Below are 18,431 nucleotides of genomic sequence, written 5' to 3' on the forward strand. Positions count from 1 at the left end.
TGTCCGGCTGTTCCGTGACGCGGCGCACTTTCCGCCGACGATTGCGCATGCAATCCGATGCCGAGGGCAGGTGCCGGCGGTCCCCGAGTGCGGCCCGACTGCCGCACGGGGGCGCCGAACAGGAACGGAAGGCAGTACCGATCATGGCGGACAGCACGGCACGAGCGACCATTCATGCCGGAGGCGAGTGGCTGGCAGCCGCCTCCGGCGCGACGCGCGAGATCATCGACCCCGCGGACGGCCTGCCCTGTGCCGTGGTCGCCGAGGGCGACGAGCGGGACGCGGAGCTGGCGGTGGCCGCCGCCCGGCGTGCCTTCGACGCCGGTGACTGGCCCGGGACCCCCGTCGCCGAGCGCGCCGCGCTGCTCCGCCGGGTGGCCGACCTCCTCGTACGCGACCGCGAACAGCTGGGGCTGCTGGAGAGCCGGGACGCGGGCAAGACCGTCGAGGAGGGCCGCGTCGACATCGACTGCGTCGCCGACGCCTTCCGCTACTTCGCCGACCTGGTGACGGCGGAGGGTGCGGGCCGGGTGGTCGACGCGGGCTCCGCCGACGTCCACAGTGTCGTGGTGCACGAGCCGGTGGGCGTGTGCGCGTTGATCACCCCCTGGAACTACCCTCTCCTCCAGGCGAGTTGGAAGATCGCCCCGGCACTCGCGGCCGGCAACACGTTCGTGGTCAAGCCGAGCGAGCTCACCCCGCTGACGACGGTCGCGCTGATCGGTCTGCTGGCCGAGGCCGGGCTGCCCGCGGGGGTCGCGGGCCTCGTCACCGGCCCCGGCCGCACCGTCGGTGCCCGCCTCGCCGGGCACCCCGACGTCGACCTGGTCTCCTTCACCGGCGGCCTGGCCAGCGGCATCGAGGTCGCCCGCGCCGCCGCGCCCACCGTGAAGAAGGTCGCCCTCGAACTGGGCGGCAAGAACCCCAACGTCGTCTTCGCCGACGCCTGCGCCACGCCGGAGGACTTCGACACCGCGGTCGACCAGGCCCTGAACGCCGCGTTCATCCACAGCGGCCAGGTCTGCTCGGCCGGTACCCGGCTGATCGTCGAGGAGCCGGTCCGGGAGCGCTTCGTCGCCGAACTCGCCCGCCGGGCCGCGAGGATCCGCCTCGGCCGGGGCACGGCCGACGGCGTCGAGTGCGGCCCGCTCGTCTCCGAGCGGCAGCGCGCCAAGGTCGAGGCGTACGTGGCGTCGGCGCTGGCGGAGGGCGCGGTGCTGCGCACGGGCGGCAAGCGCCCCGAACCGTCCGCGGACCGCCCCGCCACCGGCTACTTCTACGAGCCCACCGTCCTCGACCGGTGCCACCGGGAGATGCGGGTGGTGCGCGAGGAGGTCTTCGGCCCGGTCCTCACCGTCGAGACGTTCCGCACCGAGGACGAGGCCCTCGCCCTCGCCAACGACACCGAGTACGGCCTCGCGGGCGCCGTGTGGAGCACGGACGCCGGGAAGGCCCGCCGGGTCGCCGGGCGGCTGCGGCACGGCACCGTCTGGATCAACGACTACCACCCCTACCTCCCGCAGGCGGAGTGGGGCGGCTTCGGAAAGAGCGGGACCGGCCGCGAACTGGGGCCCACCGGGCTCGCCGAGTACCGGGAGACCAAGCACGTCTACCAGAACCTGGCCCCGAGGCCGGTGCGCTGGTTCGCCGGCTGAGCCCCCGCCCCCGCCCCGGCCCCGCCTCTCCTCCCCCCCCCCACACACACGCCAGGCTTTCTTGGAGTACCCCCATGCCCCACGTCCATGAGTACGACTACGTCGTCATAGGCGGCGGAACCGCCGGTTCCGTCATCGCCTCCCGGCTCACCGAGGACCCCGACGTCACGGTCGCCGTCATCGAGGGCGGACCCAGCGACGTCGGCCGCGACGACGTCCTCACCCTGCGCCGCTGGACCGGGCTGCTCGGCGGTGAGCTGGACTACGACTACCCGACCACCGAGCAGCCGCGCGGCAACTCGCACATCCGGCACAGCCGGGCCCGGGTGCTGGGCGGCTGCTCCAGCCACAACACCCTCATCGCCTTCAAGCCGCTGCCCTCCGACTGGGACGAGTGGGAGGAGGCCGGTGCCAGGGGCTGGGGCGCGGTGCCGATGGAGGCGTACTACGCCCGACTCCTCAACAACATCGTCCCGGTCGACGAGAAGGACCGGAACGCGGTCGCCCGCGACTTCGTCGACGCGGCCCGGCAGGCGCTCGGCGTCCCGCGGGTGGAGGGCTTCAACCGCAGGCCGTTCACCGAGGGCGCCGGCTTCTTCGACCTCGCCTACCACCCCGAGACCAACAAGCGGTCCAGCGCGTCGGTCGCCTACCTCCACCCGGTGCTGGACCGGCGCCCCAACCTCCACCTCCTCCTGGAGACCTGGGCGTACCGGCTGGAGCTGGCCGGCAGCCGCGCCGAGGGCGTGCACGTGCGCACCAAGGACGGTGCGGAGCTGCTGATACGGGCCCGCAACGAGGTCGTCCTGTGCGCCGGCGCGGTCGACTCCCCGCGCCTGCTGCTCCATTCCGGCACAGGCCCGGCCCGGGACCTCGAAGCCCTCGGCATCCCGGTCGCGCACGACCTCCCGGGCGTCGGCGAGAACCTCCTCGACCACCCCGAGTCGGTGATCGTCTGGGAGACGCACGGCCCGATCCCGGAGAACTCCGCGACGGACTCCGACGCGGGCCTGTTCGTCCGCCGCGACCCCGGACACCCGGGCCCGGACCTGATGTTCCACTTCTACCAGGTCCCGTTCACCGACAACCCCGAGCGCCTCGGCTACGAACGCCCGGCGCACGGCGTCTCGATGACCCCGAACATCCCCAAGCCCCGCAGCCGCGGCCGTCTCTACCTGACCAGTGCCGACCCGTCCGTGAAGCCCGCGCTCGACTTCCGCTACTTCACCGACGAGGACGACCACGACGGCCGCACCCTCGTCGACGGCATCCGCATCGCCCGCGAGATCGCGAGGACCGAGCCGCTGGCGGGCTGGCTGAAGCGCGAGGTGTGTCCGGGGCCGGAGATCCTCGGCGACGCCGAGCTGAGCGAGTACGCCCGCAGGGCCGCCCACACGGTGTACCACCCTGCGGGCACCTGCCGGATGGGTGCGGCCGACGACGAACTGGCCGTGGTCGACCCGGAGTTGCGGATCCGGGGCCTGGACGGCATCCGGGTCGCCGACGCCTCCGTCTTCCCGGCCATGCCGGCCGTGAACCCGATGGTGGGGGTGCTGATGGTCGGCGAGCGGGCCGTGGATCTGCTGAAGGGCGGTGCGTGATGAACGGTACGAACCCTGTCTTCTCCGTCGACGGCCTGTGGAAGGTCTTCGGCCCCCGGGCCGAACGCGTCCCGGCGGACCCTGAGCTGACCGCCCTGCCCCCGGCCGAACTCCGCAGCCGCACCGGCTGTACGGCCGCCGTCCGCGATGTCTCCTTCGACGTGCGCAAGGGCGAGGTCTTCGTGGTGATGGGCCTGTCAGGCTCCGGCAAGTCGACCCTGGTCCGCTGTCTGACCCGGCTCGTCGAGCCGACGGCCGGCCGGATCGCCGTCGACGGCGAGGACGTCCGTGCGATGGACCGGGGGCAGCTGCGCGAACTGCGCCGGCACCGGGCCGCGATGGTCTTCCAGCACTTCGGGCTGCTGCCGCACCGGTCCGTGCTCGACAACGTGGCCTACGGCCTGGAGATCCAGGGCGTCGGCAGGGCCGAGCGGCGGGCGCGGGCAGCCGAGGTCGTCACCAAGGTCGGCCTGGAGGGCATGGAGCAGCGCCGTCCCGGCCGGCTGTCCGGCGGGCAGCGCCAACGCGTGGGCCTCGCAAGGGCGTTGGCCGTCGATCCCGAGGTCCTCCTCTTCGACGAGCCGTTCAGCGCGCTCGATCCGCTGATCCGGCGGGACATGCAGGAGGAGGTGATCCGCCTGCACCGCGAGGAGGGCCGCACGATGGTCTTCATCACCCACGACCTCTCCGAGGCGCTGCGACTCGGCGACCGCATCGCCCTGATGCGGGACGGCGGGGTGGTCCAGCTGGGCACCCCGGAGGAGATCGTCGGCTCGCCCGCCGACGACTACGTCCGGGAGTTCGTCCGGGACGTGCCGCGCGAGCAGGTACTGACGGTCCGGACGGCGATGCGGGCGCCGCGGGAGGCCGAGGAGACCGGCCCCGAGGTCGGCCCGGACGCGACGGTCGCCGAGGCGATCGAGGCGGTGGCGGCCGCCGGCGCCCCGGCGCGGGTCGTGGCCGGCGACCGGTGCGTCGGTGTGGTCGACGCCGACACGCTGCTCGGGGTGGTGGCGAAGGGGGCCGCGGGCGATACCTCGACCGCGCCCCGGCGGGGGCCGACCGCGCAGTTCCCCGCGCCCCTGGGTGGGGATGCGGGGCCTTCGTCGGAGGGTTCCCGGGGTGCGGGTGAGGTTTCGGGTGCGGGCGGTGGTGGGCCGGTCGCGCAGTTCCCCGCGCCCCTGGGTGGGGACGCGGAACGTCAGTCGCAAAGTGCCCCAACCGTGGGTGGGGATGCGGAGCCCTTGCTGGGAAGTGCCCCAGCCGCGGGCAGTCGTGCCGCTGGGGCGGCACGGGTGGGCGCGGCGGCACCCCGCGAGCGCGGGCGAGTGAGACCCCCCGCCCCGCGCACCGGCCCGGAGGACGTCTGATGGCGACGATCACTGTCCCGAGCCGTGGACGAGCGGTGCTTCCCGGCAACAGGGCTGCCCGCAAGCTCCTCGGCCTGGCCCTGGCCGCCGCGGTCCTCGTGCCCTTCGCCCACGCGCACTGGCCCGAGCCTGCCTGGCCTCATCACCTCACCGTCGATCTCTCCGCCCCCCTCTCCTCCGCCGGCAACTGGGTCGTCGACAACCGCGACACCCACCCCCTCTTCCTCTACTTCCTCGGCTACGTCAGCAACGCCGTCGTGCTGACCGTCCGCGCCGTCTACCTCACCCTGCTCGCCGCGGGCTGGCCCGGCGTCACCGTGCTCGCCGCCGCCGTCGCCCACCGCGTCGCCGGGACGAGGCTCGCCGTCGGTGCGGCCGCCGCGTTCCTCCTCTGCGGTGTCCTCGGCATGTGGGTGCCGACGATGCAGACCCTCGCGCTGATGGTCGTGGCCGTACTCGCGTCCGTCGCCGTCGGTGTCGTCCTCGGCCTCGGTGCCGGGCTCTCCGACCGGCTGCACCGCGCCCTGCGCCCCGTCCTCGACACCATGCAGGTGCTCCCCGCCTTCGCCTACCTCCTCCCCGTCGTCCTGGTCTTCGGCATCGGCGTCCCCGCGGCCGTCCTCGCCACCGTCGTCTACGCCGCCCCGCCCATGGCCCGGCTCACCGCCCTCGGCCTGCGCGGCGCCGATCCCGAGGTCCTGGAGGCCGTGGAGTCGCTCGGGGCCACCGGCAGGCAGCGGCTGCTGACCGCCCGACTCCCGCTCGCCCGCAGGGAACTCCTCCTCGGCCTCAACCAGACGATCATGATGGCGCTGTCGATGGCGGTCATCGCGTCCGTCATCGGCGCCGGAGGCCTCGGTGACCGCGTCTACCAGGCCCTCGCCTCGGTCGACGTCGGCGCGGCCCTCGCCGCCGGCCTTCCGCTCGTGCTCCTCGCGGTCGTACTGGACCGCATCACGGCGGCAGCGGGCGAGCGCACCGAGGCGCGGGCCCACCCCCGCGCCTGGGCCCACGCCCTCGGCGCCACCGTGGCCGTCGCGCTCGCCGCCCGGCTCCTCGGTCGCCTCGACTGGCCCGCGGCCTGGACCCTGGACTTCGCCGAACCGGTCGACCGGGCCGTGGACTGGATGACCGCCCACCTGTACTCGGGCGTGCCGGTCGTCGGAGGTACGGCGGACTGGGCGGGGCACTTCACCACCTGGGTCCTCGACCCGCTCCGGGACGGGCTCCAGGGGCTGCCCTGGTGGGCGGTCCTGCTCCTGGTCGCCGCCCTGGCCTGGCCGATCGGCACCTGGCGCACCGCGCTCACCGCCGTCCTCGCGATGGCCGCGATCGGTGTGCTGGGGGTCTGGGAGCCGGCGCTGGACACGCTGTCCCAGGTCCTCGCGGCCGTCGCTGTGACGCTCGTCCTCGGCTTCGCGACCGGCGTCGCCGCCGCCCGCAGCGACCGGGTGGAGCGGGCGCTGCGGCCCGTCCTGGACGTCTTCCAGACCATGCCGCAGTTCGTGTACCTGATCCCGGTCGTCGCGCTGTTCGGCGTCGGCCGCGCGCCCGCCGTGGCCGCCGCCGTCGTCTACGCGCTGCCGGCCGTCGTACGGATCACCGCGCAGGGGCTGCGCCAGGTGGACCCGGCCGCCCTGGAGTCCGCACGCTCGCTCGGCGCGACCGGGCGCCAGCAGCTGCTCCAGGTCCAGCTCCCGCTCGCCCGGCCCGCGCTGCTGCTCGCCGTCAACCAGGGCGTGGTGCTGGTCCTCGCCGTCGTCATCATCGGCGGGCTGGTGGGCGGTGGCGCCCTCGGCTACGACGTCGCCTTCGGCCTCGCCCAGGGCGACCTGGCCACCGGGCTGGTCGCCGGTGCCGCCATCGTCTGCCTGGGGCTGATGCTCGACCGGGTCACCCAGCCCACCGAACGCCGTACGAGGAAGGGAGCGTGACCATGCGCCGTACGACACTCGTCGCCGCCGCCTCCGTCCTGGTCCTCACCACCGGGTGCGGTGCCGCCGACATGACGAGACAGGCCTCGCCGTTCGCCGACGCGCGGGGGGCGAGGACGGTGACCCTGTCCGTGCAGTCCTGGGTCGGCGCACAGTCGAACGTCGCCGTCGCCCAGTACCTCCTGGAGCACAAGCTCGGCTATCGCGTCGACACCGTGCAGGTCGACGAGGTGCCCGCCTGGGACGCGCTCAGCCAGGGACGCGTGGACGCGATCCTGGAGGACTGGGGGCACCCGGACCAGGAGAAGCGGTACGTCGAGGAGAAGAGGACCATCAGCCGCGCGGGGGAGCTCGGGGTCACCGGGCACATCGGGTGGTTCGTGCCGACCTACCTCGTCAGGCAGCACCCGGACATCACGGACTGGCGGAACCTGAACAAGTACGCCTCCCTCTTCCGCACCGCGGAGAGCGGCGGCAAGGGGCAGCTGCTGGACGGCTCACCGTCGTACGTCACCAACGACAAGGCGCTGGTGAGCAACCTGAAGCTGGACTACCAGGTCGTCTTCGCCGGTTCCGAGGCCGCCCAGATCACCCAGATCAGGCAGTTCGCCAAGGAGAAGAAGCCCTTCCTCACCTACTGGTACGCGCCCCAGTGGCTGTTCAGGAAGGTGCCGATGACCGAGGTGAAGCTGCCCGCGTACAAGGAGGGCTGCGACGCGGACGCGGCCAAGGTCGCCTGCGGCTATCCGCGCACCCCGCTGCGCAAGTACCTCAACACCGGCTTCGCGCACGGCGGCGGCAGGGCCGCGGCCTTCCTGAAGAGTTTCCGGTGGACGACCGAGGACCAGAACGAGGTCTCCCTGATGATCGCCGACCGGAGACTGAGCCCCCAGGAGGCCGCGAAGAAGTGGGTGGCGAGCCACCCGTCGGTGTGGAGGAAGTGGCTCTCCTAGCGTCCCTGGCGTCCGAACCCGCCCGCCTCGCTCACCCGTGTTGGCCCGGCCGGTAGTGCCCCGGGACCATACGGGTGGTCACGGCGAACCGGTTCCACGCGTTGATCACGATGATCGAGGCGATCAGCTGCGTCAGCTGCACCTCGTCGAAGTGCTTGGCGGCCCGCTCGTAGACCTCGTCCGGCACGAAGCCGTCGGTCACCACGGTGACGGCCTCGGTCAGCTCGATCGCGGCCAGCTCCTGCTCGGTGTAGAAGTGCTTCGACTCCTCCCACGCGCTGAGCTGGACGATGCGCTGGACGCTCTCGCCCGCCGCGAGCGCGTCCTTGGTGTGCATGTCGAGGCAGTACGCACAGTGGTTGAGCTGCGAGGCACGGATCTTCACCAGCTCGAACAGCTTGGCGTCCAGGCCCTTACGGGCGGCTCCGTCCAGCCGGACCATCGCCCTGTAGACCTCGGGCGCGTGCTGCGCCCAGGCCAGGCGAGGGGTGTGCTCGGGCGCGTACTCGATCGTCTCGTCTGTGGTCATGGTTCAACCGTAGGGGCCAGGCAGCCCAGGGGTATGGTCCATTTCCATGGGGAAAACGTGGGCCACTCAGGCAGCCCGGACCACTCTGGGCATCGACCTCCACCTGGAACCGGCCGCCGGTCCGGGCCTGCGCCGGGGGCTGACCGACGCCCTGCGCGAAGCCGTGCGCAGCGGCCGGCTGCTCCCCGGCACCCGGCTGCCCTCCTCCCGCTCGCTCGCCACCGACCTGGCCATCGCCCGCAACACCGTCGCCGACGCCTACGCCGACCTGGTCGCCGAGGGCTGGCTCACCGCCCGGCAGGGCTCCGGCACCAGGGTCGCGACCGGGCTGCCCGCGGTACCCGCCGGGCGGCGGGCACCGGCCGCCGACGGTGCGGCCGCCCACCGGCCCGCCTACGACCTGCGGGCCGGCTTCCCCGACGTCTCCGCCTTCCCCCGCGCCGAGTGGCTCAGGGCCGCCCGCCGTGCCCTGACCGCCGCCCCCAACGAGGCCTTCGGCTACGGCGATCCGCGCGGCCGCCCCGAACTGCGCACCGCGCTCGCCGGCTACCTCGCCCGCGCCCGGGGAGTGCGCGCCGACCCCGAACGGATCGTGATCTGCGCCGGGTTCACGCACGGCCTGAGCCTGCTCGGCCGAGCGCTGCGGGCCCGCGGGGCGGACACGGTCGCCGTGGAGTCGTACGGCCTCGACGAGCACTGGCGGTCGCTGACCGCGGTCGGGCTGCGCCAGGTGCCGCTGCCCTTCGACGAACTCGGCACCGACACCAGGGAGCTGGCCCAGGGGCCGGCCGCCGTGCTGCTGACCCCCGCGCACCAGTTCCCGATGGGCGTGCCGCTCCACCACGACCGGCGGGCCGCGGTGGTGGACTGGGCCCGGCGCACCGGCGGCCTGGTCCTGGAGGACGACTACGACGGCGAGTTCCGCTACGACCGCCGGCCCGTCGGCGCCCTCCAGGGCCTCGCCCCCGACGAGGTGGTCTACCTGGGCACGGCCAGCAAGGCCCTGGCCCCCGGGCTGCGACTGGCCTGGATGGTGCTGCCGACGGCCGTGGCCCGGACGGTGACGGCGGTCAAGGGCGACGTGGACACCTGCGGAGCGCCCGACCAGCTGACGCTGGCCGAGTTCATCGCCTCCGGCGCCTACGACCGTCATGTCCGCGCGTCCCGCTCCCGCTACCGGCGGCGGCGGGACGCCCTGGTCGCGGCCCTCGCCGACCGCGCCCCGGCGGTCCGGGTCACCGGCATCGCGGCCGGGCTGCACATCGTCCTGCGGCTCCCGCCCGGCACCCAGCACCGGGTGATCCGGGGCGCCGCCGAGCGCGGCCTCGCCCTCGAAGGGCTCACCCCGCGCCACCGCCACCCGGACGCGGCCACCGAGCCCCCGGACGCGCTCGTCCTCGGCTACGGCACCCCCGCCGACCACGCCTGGTCGGGGGCGCTGGACATCCTGTGCGCGGTGCTGTCCGACGCGACCGCGGCCAACGCCCGATGAATTCCCCGGCAATGGTCCCCGTAATTGAATTCAGGGGCTAGAGTCTCCCTCATGAGCAATGGTGATCAGATATCCCGTGTGGCCCTCAAGAAAATCACCCCGGACGTCTCCGCGGCGATGGGTTCCCTGCATGCCGCCGCCGTCACCGCGGCCCAGGACGCCAAGGTCGAACCCGAACTCCTGGAACTGGTGAGAATCCGCGCCTCCCAGCTGAACGGCTGCGCGTTCTGCCTCGACATGCACACGAAGGACGCTCGCGCGCAGGGCGAGACCGAGCAGCGGATCTACGCCCTGAACGCGTGGCGGGAGACCCCCTTCTTCACCGAACGGGAGCGGGCCGCACTGGCGTTGACCGAGGCCGTGACCTTCGTCGCCGACGGCCACGTGCCCGACGACGTCTACGCGGAGGTCGCCGGGGTCTTCGACGAGGCACAGGTCGCGGCGCTCGTGTGGGCGGCGACCGTCATCAACGCGTACAACCGGATCGCCATTGCCACGCGGATGGTGCCGGGGGCTTATCAGCCCAAGCGGGCCGAATAAAAACAGCCCGATATCCGGCCCGGTGAATTATCGCCGGGCCGGTTTTGTTGCGTCTTTTTTGTTGCGTCTTTTCGGCTGCGGGTGCGTGGGGGCTGGTCGCGCAGTTCCCCGCGCCCCTAAAGGGGCGCTATCGACTCCGGCGCCTTTTCGTCGAGCCACTTCCGCCACTCCGGTGCCCGTACCGCCGCGCCGGCCTTCGCCGGGCCGCCCACCCAGCGGGTCACCGGTCTGATCCCGTGCAGGGCGTTGACCAGCCACACCTCCCGGTCCGCCAGGTCGGCCAGGGTCCGTTCCCGGTGGGCGACGCGGATGCCGAGGCGTTCCGCGCGCTCCTGGACCAGCGCCAGGGTCACCCCGGGCAGCACCGGCAGCCGGGGCGGAGGCAGGCACAGCGTGTCGCCCTCCCACCAGAGCACGCTCGTGGTGGCCGCCTCCAGGACCACCCCGGCCGGTCCCACCAGGACCGCCTCCTGGGCCCCCGCCTCGACCGCCCGGGACCGCAGCCGGGCCAGGGCGTCCAGGTCGGGTCCCTTGCGGCGGGGCACGGCACGCGGATCGGGCTGGCCGACCGCCCAGACCTCGACGGCGGAGCCCAGCGGCGGCGCGTGCCGCAGCCGCAGCCGCACGTGGTGGGGTGTGAGTTCGACGCGGGGGAACCACTCGCCGGTACGGGGCAGCGCGGCCGTCATGTCCCGCCAGAACTCCAGCAGCCGGTGGGCCGGTGGCCCGTCGCACTCGCCGCAGGACCGCACGAAGCGCTCCCGGTGCCGGTGCAGGCCGCGCACCCTGCCGTTGCGCACCAGCCAGGAGTCCGCGACCAGCAGCGGTTCGCCGGCCCCCGCGTCCTCGGCGGGCCGCAGCCCGGCGCGCGGCGACCATGCCAGCACGCCTTCCGACACCGCCTGCTGTGTCATGGCCCCTCCCTCCCTCGTCCGGCCCTTCGTCATGCTCAGTATTTACGGCCCGCCAGCGCGGGCGCCCCGCCCCGCGGCCCGTACGGCGCGTGCTCCAGCCAGGATCCGCAGGACGGCAGGACCGGCGCCAGCGCCGCCGCCGCGCGCTGCCGCAGCCGTACGCTCCGCCGCTGCGGCCGCAGATGCTCCAGGGCGGCCCCGGCGGCCTCGCTGTTGAACAGGGCCGCGGCCCGCCGTACCGCCGCGAAGTCCGCCACGGCGCCGGTCGCGGCCGTGCCGGTCGTGGCCGCCTCCGTCGCGACCGCGTCCGCCGCCGCCGCCGCGTCGGCGATCCCGCTGTTCATGCCCCGCGCCCCGAACGGCGGGAACAGGTGCGCGGCCTCCCCGACGAGCAGCACCCGCTGGTGCGGGTCGGTGAAGGAGGCCGCGACCTTGCGCAGGAAGCGGTACGTCGACACCCACAGGATCCGGTCTGCGTATTCCCCGTGTCCCTCGCCCACCACCCCGGGCAGCCAGCGGCGGACGGCCTTCTCGGTGCCGTACTCCTCCACCGGGTCGTGGGCGTGGCACTGGAGGTCCACCTGGAAGCCCCCGGTGAACGGCACCCGCATCACGCTGCGGCCGCCGACCCCCGGATGCTCGTAGTGGAAGACCCGTTCGAGGGGCAGCTCGGCGCCCGGCCGGTCCGCCACGTCGACGACCACGTGGAAGCCCTCGCCGTGGGTGCCCTCCATGGGGATGCCCAGCCCGGCCCGGACGGCGGACCGGGCGCCGTCCGCCGCGATCACGTACCCGCACGTCAGCTCCCGGCCGTCCGCGCAGCTCAGCGACACGCCCGAGGCGGTGGTGCGGACGCCGATCACGCGCGCGTTCCACACCGACTCCACGCCCGCGTCCGCGCAGGCTTCCCGCAGGAAGCGTTCGGTGTCCACCTGGCGCAGGCTGGTGAAGGGCGGCCGGCCGGACGGCGGCGGGAAGGTGCGGGAGTACACCTCCCGCCCCCGGTACAGGGTCCGTCTGGTGTGCCAGGTCCGGCCGTACGAGGTGATCGCCGCGGCCAGCCCCGGCCGCATCCCGTCGAGCAGCGCGAGCGTCTCGCGGTGCACGAACAGGGCCCGGCTGCCCGGCCGTTCACGGTCCTCGGGGTCCGCCTCCAGCAGCATCACCGGCAGCCCGTGCGCGCGCAGCGCCAGCGCCGCCGACAGGCCCACGGGCCCGGCGCCGACCACGACGACCGGGGTCACGCGCCCACCCCCGCCGCCAGCATCCGGGTGATCTCCACCCGCTTCACCTTCCAGGTCGCCGTCATCGGCAGCTCCTCGAACCGCCACTGCCGGGGCTCGGCCATCGCGGGCAGGTCGGCGGTCGCCACCCGCCAGCGCTCCGGGTCCAGCGGCCGGTCCCCGCGCACGCACACCACCGGCACCGGCTCCCGGTCCGCGCCCGGCACGATGACCACCTCACGCAGTTCCTCCAGCCGGTCCATGAGGGCGTCCTCGACCTCCAGGTTGCTGTGCACGGAGTCGATCCGGTCGATCTCCCGGTCGATCAGGTACAGCGCGCCCAGCCGGCTCCGGTAGCCCATGTCGCCCATCTGCCACCACTCGCCGTCCAGTTGTCGCTCGTACTGCTCGCGGGCGCCGAGGTAGGTGAGGATGCGGCCCCGGGTGCGGGCCTCGATCCGGCCGGGGGTGCCGGGCGCGGCGGGCTGGCCGTCGGGGCCGGTGACCCGGACCCGGGTGAAGCCGGGGATCCCGGTGCCGACCCGCCGCCCGTCCATGCGGGCCACGCTCCGGCGCGTGAACCACTGGAAGGCGACCGGTCCGGTCTCGCTCTGCCCGTACAGCTGGAGCAGCCAGGGGCTACGGCGCTTCGAGGCGTCGAGCAGCCGTCGTACCGTGCGCGGATGGATGGCGTCGAAGGTCGAGCCGTACGACTTCACCCGGGACAGCGGGGCGCCGGGCGCGTCCGCCAGCTCCTCCCACAGCACGAAGGTGTTGGGGTGGGTCTCCACGATGCCGGGGCGGTGCCGGGCCAGCATCGGGCCGACCTTCGCCGGGTCGGGGTCGGTGATCAGCAGCAGCGGGCTGCCGTAGTGCAGCAGGACGCCCAGCAGGTGGTAGAAGCGCGAGTGCACGAAGGACATGTGCAGGGCCGCGACCTCGCCGCGGGTGGGCCAGCCCATCGCCTGCTGCGGGACCAGGCGGTTCCACATGGTCTGCGGGCAGTGCACGGCCAGTTTGGGGACGCCGGTGGTGCCGGAGCTGTGGGTGATCAGGGCGGGTTCGCGCGGGTGCAGCCGGATCGGCGCCGGGACCTCGGCACCGGCGTGCTCCGCGAGGGACACCACGCCCGGCACGCTGTCGACGGTGAGCGTCTGCCGGACCAGGCCCCTGACCTCCAGGCCGGCCAGCTTCGCCCCGTCCGTGACCAGCCACGGCTGCCGGAGCCGGGCGAGCAGCTTGCCGACCACCTCGCCGGCCAGCGCGGGGGAGAGCAGCACGGGCACCGCGCCGATCCGGGAGACCGCGCAGGTCAGCAGCACGATGTCGACGTTGTCGGTCTTGTGCACGACGACCTGCTCGGCGGGCCGCACCCCGGCCGCCCACAGCCGCGCCGACAGGTCCTCGACCGTGTCGGCCAGTTCCGGGTAGCTCAGGCGGACCCCGAGGTCCGGATGGGTGTCCAGGGGGCGGTCCAGGGTGACGAACACCCCGCCGTGCCGCTCGGCCGCCCGCCGGAACAGCGGGCCGAGGTAGAAGCCGCGGTCGCCGATGAGGGACTCCTGCATGGGGACGTACCTTTCAGTCGGGTCGGTCGGGGCCGGGGTCACCACGCGCCCCGGCGGACCAGATGGCGGCGCAGCTTGCCGGTCGAGGTGCGGGGCAGGGAGGACAGGAGACTGACGCTGCGCGGCACCTTGAAGGCGGCCAGGTGCTCCCGGGCCAGCCGCAGCAGTTCCTCCTGGAGTCCGGCCGGCGCCGGGGTGACGGCGGGGACGACGAAGGCCCGCAGCCGTACCGCGCCGGTCCCGTCCGGCACCGCCGCCACCGCGACCTCCCGCACCGCCGGATGGGACCGCAGCACGGCCTCCACCTCCAGCGGGGAGACGGTGATCCCGCCGACCATCTCCATGTCGTCGGCGCGGCCCAGGTGCCGGTAGGCGCCGTCGGGTTCGCGGACCGCCCGGTCGTGGGTGGCCAGCCAGCCGCCGACCAGGGTGCGCGCGGTCTCCTCGGGCCGGTTGAGGTAGCCGGGCGTCACCGTCGGCCCGCGCACCCACAGCTCGCCCTCGTGGCCGTCGGGCACCGGCCGTCCGTTGTGGTCGCGCAGCTCCACCTCGAAGCAGGGCACCGGACGGCCCACACTGCCGGGGTGGTTGTGGCCGAGGCTGTTGGCGCAGAAGGCGTGCCCGGCCTCGGTGGAGCCGATCTGCTCCAGGACCGGCGCGCCCAGCAGCTCCGCGACCCGCTCCCCGAGCCCGTCCGGCAGCCCCTCGCCGGCCGACACGGCGGCCCGTACCGAGGCGAAGCACGCCTGGTGCCCGGTCCCCCGGTCGGCGACCAGCGCCGCGTACGCGGACGGCACCGAGTACAGCAGGGTCACCCGGTGCCGGGCGACCAGCTCGTCCACGGCGGCGGGCGCCGGACGCCGGTCCACCAGGACCGCGCTCGACCCCGAGAACAGCGGGAAGACGAAGGCGTTCCCGAAGCCGTAGGCGAAGTACAGCTTGGACACCGACAGGGTGACGTCGTCCTGGGTGACGCCGAGCAGCGGCCAGCCGATGAGGTCGTAGTACGCCGCCGGGTGGGCATGCGTGTGGACGACCCCCTTGGGCTTGCCCGTCGTCCCCGAGGTGTACTGGATGTACAGCGGGCTGTCCGCGTCGACCGGACGGGCGGGGAACGGTTCGGCGGCCGGGGCGAGCGCGAGCAGCTGGTCGGCGCCGAGCCGGGCGTGCCGGCCGAAGCGGTCCTCCAGGCCGGGTCCGGTCAGGCAGAGCACCGCCTCCGTGTCGGCGGCCATGAACGTGTGGTCGGCGGCGGGCAGTTCGGGGTTGACCAGGACGGCCACGGCCCCGATCCGGGCGACCGCGAGGAAGGCCACCACCCAGGCGATGCCGTCGGGCAGCGCGAGCACCACCCGGTCGCCGGGGGCCACGCCCTGGGCGGCCAGGACGGTGGCGGCCCGTGCCCCGAGGTCGTGCACCTCGCCGTGGGTCCAGGCGCGGTGGCCCTGGTGGAAGGCGGGACGGTCGCGCCAGCCGTGCCGCTCGGCCAGTTCGGCGAGACGAGCGGCGAGGTTGTCGGCGCCGGTGCTGGTGCCGCTGCCTGTGCCTGTGCCTGTGTTGGTGGTCGATGTCTTGGTGGTGCGGGCGGGGGCGGGGGCCTGGGTCATCGGGCGGCCTCCTCCACGGTGTCCGCCGCGGCCGACGCCGTGTGCTCCCGCAGCGCCCGCATCTGCGCGGCCGTCTTCAGCAGCATCTCGTCGTACTCGGCGGCCGGGTCGGAGTCCAGGACGATCGCCCCGCCCGCGCCCAGCTGCATCCGGCCGTCGGCGATCACGGCCGTACGGATGACGATGTTGAGATCGGCGCCGCCGCTGCACCCCAGGTAGCCGAGTGCTCCCGAGTACACGCCCCGGGCCTCGGTCTCCAGCGTGTCGATGATCTCCATCGTGCGCAGCTTGGGGGCGCCGGTCATCGAACCGCCCGGGAAGCAGGCCCGCACGCAGTCCACGGCGTCCGTCCCGGCCCGCAGCCGTCCGGTCACCGTCGACACCAGCTGGTGCACGGTCGCGTACGACTCGGTGGCCATCAGGCGGGGGACCCGGACGGTTCCGGTACGGCAGACCCGGCCCAGGTCGTTGCGGAGCAGGTCGACGATCATCAGGTTCTCGGCACGGGTCTTGGCGTCCGCCGCCAGCGCGTCCCGCAGCCGGTCGTCCTCGAACGGCGTCGCCCCGCGCGGCGCGGTCCCCTTGATGGGCTTCGCCTCGGCCACCCCGTCCCGGGTGATCCGCAGGAACCGCTCCGGCGAGGAACCGGCCACGTCCAGCACGCCGAAGCGCAGGAAGGCCGCGTACGGCGCCGGGTTGACGCGGCGCAGCTCCCGGTAGAAGGCGTACGGGTCCGTCGGGGCGGGCAGCCGGGCCGCGTCGGTCAGACACACCTCGTAGCTGGTGCCGGCCCGCAGCTCCCGCCGGCAGGACTCGATGTCGGAGAGGTAGGCGGCCCGGTCGCGCACCAGCCACGGCTCGGCGGCCTCCAGGTCCGGCTCCCCGGCCGCCGGCGGGGCCGGCCGGGGCGCGTCCGGCGCCAGGAAGCTGAGCTGGGCCAGCGTGTCGGTCAGCCACTCCTCGGCCGCCCGCGCGGCCTGCGGCGAGTCCTCCGCCAGGCAGACCGCGTAGGTGACGTCCTCCTCGTGGTCCACGGCGATCAGCCGGTCCGCGAACAGCCAGCAGGCGTCCGGGGTGTCGGCCCGGTGCCGGTTCGGGGAGCCGCAGTCGGCCTTGGTCTCGTAGCCGAAGTAGCCGACATAGCCGCCGGTGAAGTCGAAGGGCAGCCCGTCCGCGTCCACCCGGCGGCTGCTCAGCTGCCGCTTCAGGTAGTCGAAGACGCTGGCGGACACCTTGCGCGCCGGCCGTCCGGCCCGCTCGACCACGCACCGCCCGGCCGTGACGTCGTAGCGCACGAACTCGGCGAGCGGGCCGCTGTCGTCGCCCAGGAACGAGAAGCGCGAGCGGCCCTGCTCCACCAGCGAGCTGTCCAGCCAGAACGCGCGGGGCGAGGCGGCGAAGAGGCGGCCGAAGGCGGCCTCCGTGTCGATGGCGCCGGCCACCTGCCGGGTGTGCAGGCGGTAGGCGGGCACGTCACCGGAGCGGGGCCGGGGGACGGCCGTGCGGGACACGGACCCGGTCCCGGAACCGGGCCCCGCCGTCCGCGCCGACTGCCTCGAACGGGCGGCGCCGGCCGGGAGACCGAACCCCGCCGCACCGGCCGCGTCCACCGCACCGGCCGTGCTCACCGCGTCCGTCGCGGCCCGCGGCCGGGGGATCGCCGCCTCGGTCGGCGGGACGGCGGTGTTCTTGGTACGTGCCCTGCGGGCCCGGCGGGCGGTGAGGTTGCGGAAGTTCACCAGCATCCGGTGGCCGTACTCGGTGAGCACCGACTCCGGGTGGAACTGCACGCCCCACAGCGGCCGTTCGCGGTGCCGCAGTCCCATCAGGACACCGTCCTCGGCCCAGGCGGTGGCCTCCAGGGCGGCGGGCAGCGGCTCGTGCACCGCGAGGGAGTGGTAGCGGACCGCGGTGAAACCCTGGGTCAGCCCCTCGAAGAGGTCCCGTCCGTCGTGCCGGACCCGGGTCAGATGCCCGTGCCTGGGCTGCGGCGCGGGCGCCACCCGGGCGTTCTCCCCGAGCGCGATGCCCTGGTGGCCCAGGCACACCCCGAGCACGGGGACCGTGGCCTCGGCGATCAGCCGGGCGCTGATGCCGAAGTCACGGGCGTCGCCCGGGTGTCCGGGCCCCGGCGACACCACCACGTTGTCGAACTCCGCGAGAGCGGGCGGTGCCGGCTCGTCGTTGCGGATCACCACCGGTTCCTCGCCGTTGACCTCGGCGATCAGCTGGAACAGGTTGTAGGTGTACGAGTCGTAATTGTCGATGAGCAGGGTCTTCACCCGCCCACCTCCCTCGGGTCGTTCCCGGGCCTATGCGGCCCGTCGTTTGTGCCGCCCGCGCAGGGCCTGGAGCGGGGGATACAGCCATTTCTTGAAGAAACGCTGCAGTCGCGGCATGAGAATCCACGTGACAAGCGCTGTCACGCAGAGGCAGAGCACCAGGGTGCGAATGAGCGGATTGAGGCCACCGAGATGGGGAATCACGATGATATTGAAGAGCAGGACGGGCGGAAACACCGCGCTCATGTTGATGAACCACAGTTTCCATTTCGCCGGCGGGGTGGGCGGCGGCGGCGCGGGCGGCGGCCCGGCCAGTGAGTCGAACCACTCCTTCGACCCCCGTACGCTACGGCGCCCGGTGGGCCGGGCGATGCCGTCCGTGCGGGTCTCCCACTGGCCACGATCTGGGGAGTTCTCCCAGTCCAGCGCGGAGTCCTCGGTGGCGAAGCGATACACGACATGCCATTCCGCCTCCTGGTCGACTAGGACACCGCCACCGAGGAACCCCGGTCGGCGGGCGCTCGCGCCCAGCATGGCCCACCCCCAGGAGTGGAAGTCGGCCTCGCGACCCGGCAGCACGTGATAGGCCACGGTGACGGTGACGGGATTACTGGTCACGGTGTCCTTTACGGAATCGACACACGGCGCGTTCAAAGATTCAACGAGTTTTTTTGTTGTCCGGATCGTTACTTTTTATAGCGCTTTCTGTGAGCTTGCTGTGGTCTGCCGTCGGCTACTTCAGGTAACTCTCCCGCAATTCTCG

Annotated in this window: 14 protein-coding genes; 7 read left to right on the forward strand and 7 right to left on the reverse strand. The window is 73.5% G+C overall.

Annotated elements, in window-relative coordinates; genetic code table 11:
• Positions 1–143 precede the first annotated feature (143 nt).
• The 5 genes from IEZ11_RS28445 to IEZ11_RS28465 all read left to right on the forward strand — a co-directional run bounded on the left by IEZ11_RS28445 (position 144) and on the right by IEZ11_RS28465 (position 7,513).
• A complete protein-coding gene (locus IEZ11_RS28445) occupies positions 144–1,655 on the forward strand; it encodes an aldehyde dehydrogenase family protein (RefSeq protein WP_189265758.1) in 1,512 nt (503 codons plus the stop codon).
• A 74-nt stretch (positions 1,656–1,729) separates the two neighbouring features.
• Positions 1,730–3,256: a GMC family oxidoreductase gene (locus IEZ11_RS28450; protein WP_189265759.1), complete on the forward strand. Its 1,527-nt coding sequence runs from the start codon at positions 1,730–1,732 to the stop codon at positions 3,254–3,256.
• A complete protein-coding gene (locus IEZ11_RS28455) occupies positions 3,256–4,626 on the forward strand; it encodes a quaternary amine ABC transporter ATP-binding protein (RefSeq protein ID WP_189265760.1) in 1,371 nt (456 codons plus the stop codon). Before IEZ11_RS28450 ends, IEZ11_RS28455 begins: the two co-directional genes overlap by 1 nt.
• Positions 4,626–6,560 (forward strand): ABC transporter permease subunit, encoded by a 1,935-nt coding sequence (locus IEZ11_RS28460; RefSeq protein WP_189265761.1) that lies wholly within the window; start codon positions 4,626–4,628, stop codon positions 6,558–6,560. Before IEZ11_RS28455 ends, IEZ11_RS28460 begins: the two co-directional genes overlap by 1 nt.
• A gap of 2 nt (positions 6,561–6,562) precedes the next feature.
• Positions 6,563–7,513: an ABC transporter substrate-binding protein gene (locus IEZ11_RS28465; protein WP_189265762.1), complete on the forward strand. Its 951-nt coding sequence runs from the start codon at positions 6,563–6,565 to the stop codon at positions 7,511–7,513.
• 31 nt (positions 7,514–7,544) lie between these two features.
• Here the strand turns inward: IEZ11_RS28465 and IEZ11_RS28470 are convergent, their stop codons facing one another.
• Positions 7,545–8,042, reverse strand: a complete 498-nt coding sequence (locus IEZ11_RS28470; RefSeq protein ID WP_189265763.1) for a carboxymuconolactone decarboxylase family protein — start codon at positions 8,040–8,042, stop codon at positions 7,545–7,547.
• 46 nt (positions 8,043–8,088) lie between these two features.
• On the opposite strand from IEZ11_RS28470, the gene pdxR reads away from it, so the two are divergent.
• Positions 8,089–9,534, forward strand: coding sequence for a MocR-like pyridoxine biosynthesis transcription factor PdxR (gene pdxR, locus IEZ11_RS28475; protein ID WP_189265764.1), 1,446 nt, complete (start codon positions 8,089–8,091; stop codon positions 9,532–9,534).
• A gap of 51 nt (positions 9,535–9,585) precedes the next feature.
• Positions 9,586–10,074 (forward strand): carboxymuconolactone decarboxylase family protein, encoded by a 489-nt coding sequence (locus IEZ11_RS28480; protein ID WP_189265765.1) that lies wholly within the window; start codon positions 9,586–9,588, stop codon positions 10,072–10,074.
• Between the two features lie 116 nt (positions 10,075–10,190).
• Here IEZ11_RS28480 and IEZ11_RS28485 read toward each other — a convergent pair whose 3' ends face one another.
• From IEZ11_RS28485 to IEZ11_RS28510, 6 genes are read right to left on the reverse strand one after another with little or no spacing between them, the layout of a single operon-like run.
• Positions 10,191–10,988, reverse strand: a complete 798-nt coding sequence (locus tag IEZ11_RS28485; protein WP_189265766.1) for an aminotransferase class IV — start codon at positions 10,986–10,988, stop codon at positions 10,191–10,193.
• A gap of 35 nt (positions 10,989–11,023) precedes the next feature.
• A complete protein-coding gene (locus IEZ11_RS28490) occupies positions 11,024–12,232 on the reverse strand; it encodes an FAD-dependent monooxygenase (RefSeq protein WP_189265767.1) in 1,209 nt (402 codons plus the stop codon).
• Positions 12,229–13,779 carry a class I adenylate-forming enzyme family protein gene (locus IEZ11_RS28495; protein WP_189265768.1) on the reverse strand — a complete coding sequence of 517 codons (1,551 nt, stop codon included), beginning with the start codon at positions 13,777–13,779 and terminating at the stop codon, positions 12,229–12,231. The genes IEZ11_RS28490 and IEZ11_RS28495 overlap by 4 nt, the downstream gene beginning before the upstream one ends.
• A gap of 38 nt (positions 13,780–13,817) precedes the next feature.
• Positions 13,818–15,386 carry an AMP-binding protein gene (locus IEZ11_RS28500; protein ID WP_189265769.1) on the reverse strand — a complete coding sequence of 523 codons (1,569 nt, stop codon included), beginning with the start codon at positions 15,384–15,386 and terminating at the stop codon, positions 13,818–13,820.
• Positions 15,383–17,668: an aminodeoxychorismate synthase component I gene (gene pabB / locus IEZ11_RS28505; RefSeq protein ID WP_189265770.1), complete on the reverse strand. Its 2,286-nt coding sequence runs from the start codon at positions 17,666–17,668 to the stop codon at positions 15,383–15,385. The genes IEZ11_RS28500 and pabB overlap by 4 nt, the downstream gene beginning before the upstream one ends.
• Before the next feature lie 30 nt (positions 17,669–17,698).
• The gene (locus IEZ11_RS28510) at positions 17,699–18,286 is read right to left on the reverse strand and encodes a putative antibiotic biosynthesis monooxygenase (RefSeq protein ID WP_189265771.1); all 588 of its coding nucleotides are present in this window, start codon (positions 18,284–18,286) and stop codon (positions 17,699–17,701) included.
• Positions 18,287–18,431: the final 145 nt, after the last annotated feature.

The organism is Streptomyces fuscichromogenes, from assembly GCF_014645815.1.
GTDB classification, from domain to species: Bacteria; Actinomycetota; Actinomycetes; order Streptomycetales; family Streptomycetaceae; genus Streptomyces; species Streptomyces fuscichromogenes.

Coding starts and splice junctions, on each gene's coding strand:
- IEZ11_RS28445 (WP_189265758.1), top strand. CDS start 144: ATGGCGGACAGCACGGCACGAGCGACCATTCATGCCGGAGGCGAGTGG.
- IEZ11_RS28450 (WP_189265759.1), top strand. CDS start 1,730: ATGCCCCACGTCCATGAGTACGACTACGTCGTCATAGGCGGCGGAACC.
- IEZ11_RS28455 (WP_189265760.1), top strand. CDS start 3,256: ATGAACGGTACGAACCCTGTCTTCTCCGTCGACGGCCTGTGGAAGGTC.
- IEZ11_RS28460 (WP_189265761.1), top strand. CDS start 4,626: ATGGCGACGATCACTGTCCCGAGCCGTGGACGAGCGGTGCTTCCCGGC.
- IEZ11_RS28465 (WP_189265762.1), top strand. CDS start 6,563: ATGCGCCGTACGACACTCGTCGCCGCCGCCTCCGTCCTGGTCCTCACC.
- IEZ11_RS28470 (WP_189265763.1), bottom strand. CDS start 8,042: ATGACCACAGACGAGACGATCGAGTACGCGCCCGAGCACACCCCTCGC.
- pdxR (WP_189265764.1), top strand. CDS start 8,089: ATGGGGAAAACGTGGGCCACTCAGGCAGCCCGGACCACTCTGGGCATC.
- IEZ11_RS28480 (WP_189265765.1), top strand. CDS start 9,586: ATGAGCAATGGTGATCAGATATCCCGTGTGGCCCTCAAGAAAATCACC.
- IEZ11_RS28485 (WP_189265766.1), bottom strand. CDS start 10,988: ATGACACAGCAGGCGGTGTCGGAAGGCGTGCTGGCATGGTCGCCGCGC.
- IEZ11_RS28495 (WP_189265768.1), bottom strand. CDS start 13,779: ATGCAGGAGTCCCTCATCGGCGACCGCGGCTTCTACCTCGGCCCGCTG.
- IEZ11_RS28500 (WP_189265769.1), bottom strand. CDS start 15,386: ATGACCCAGGCCCCCGCCCCCGCCCGCACCACCAAGACATCGACCACC.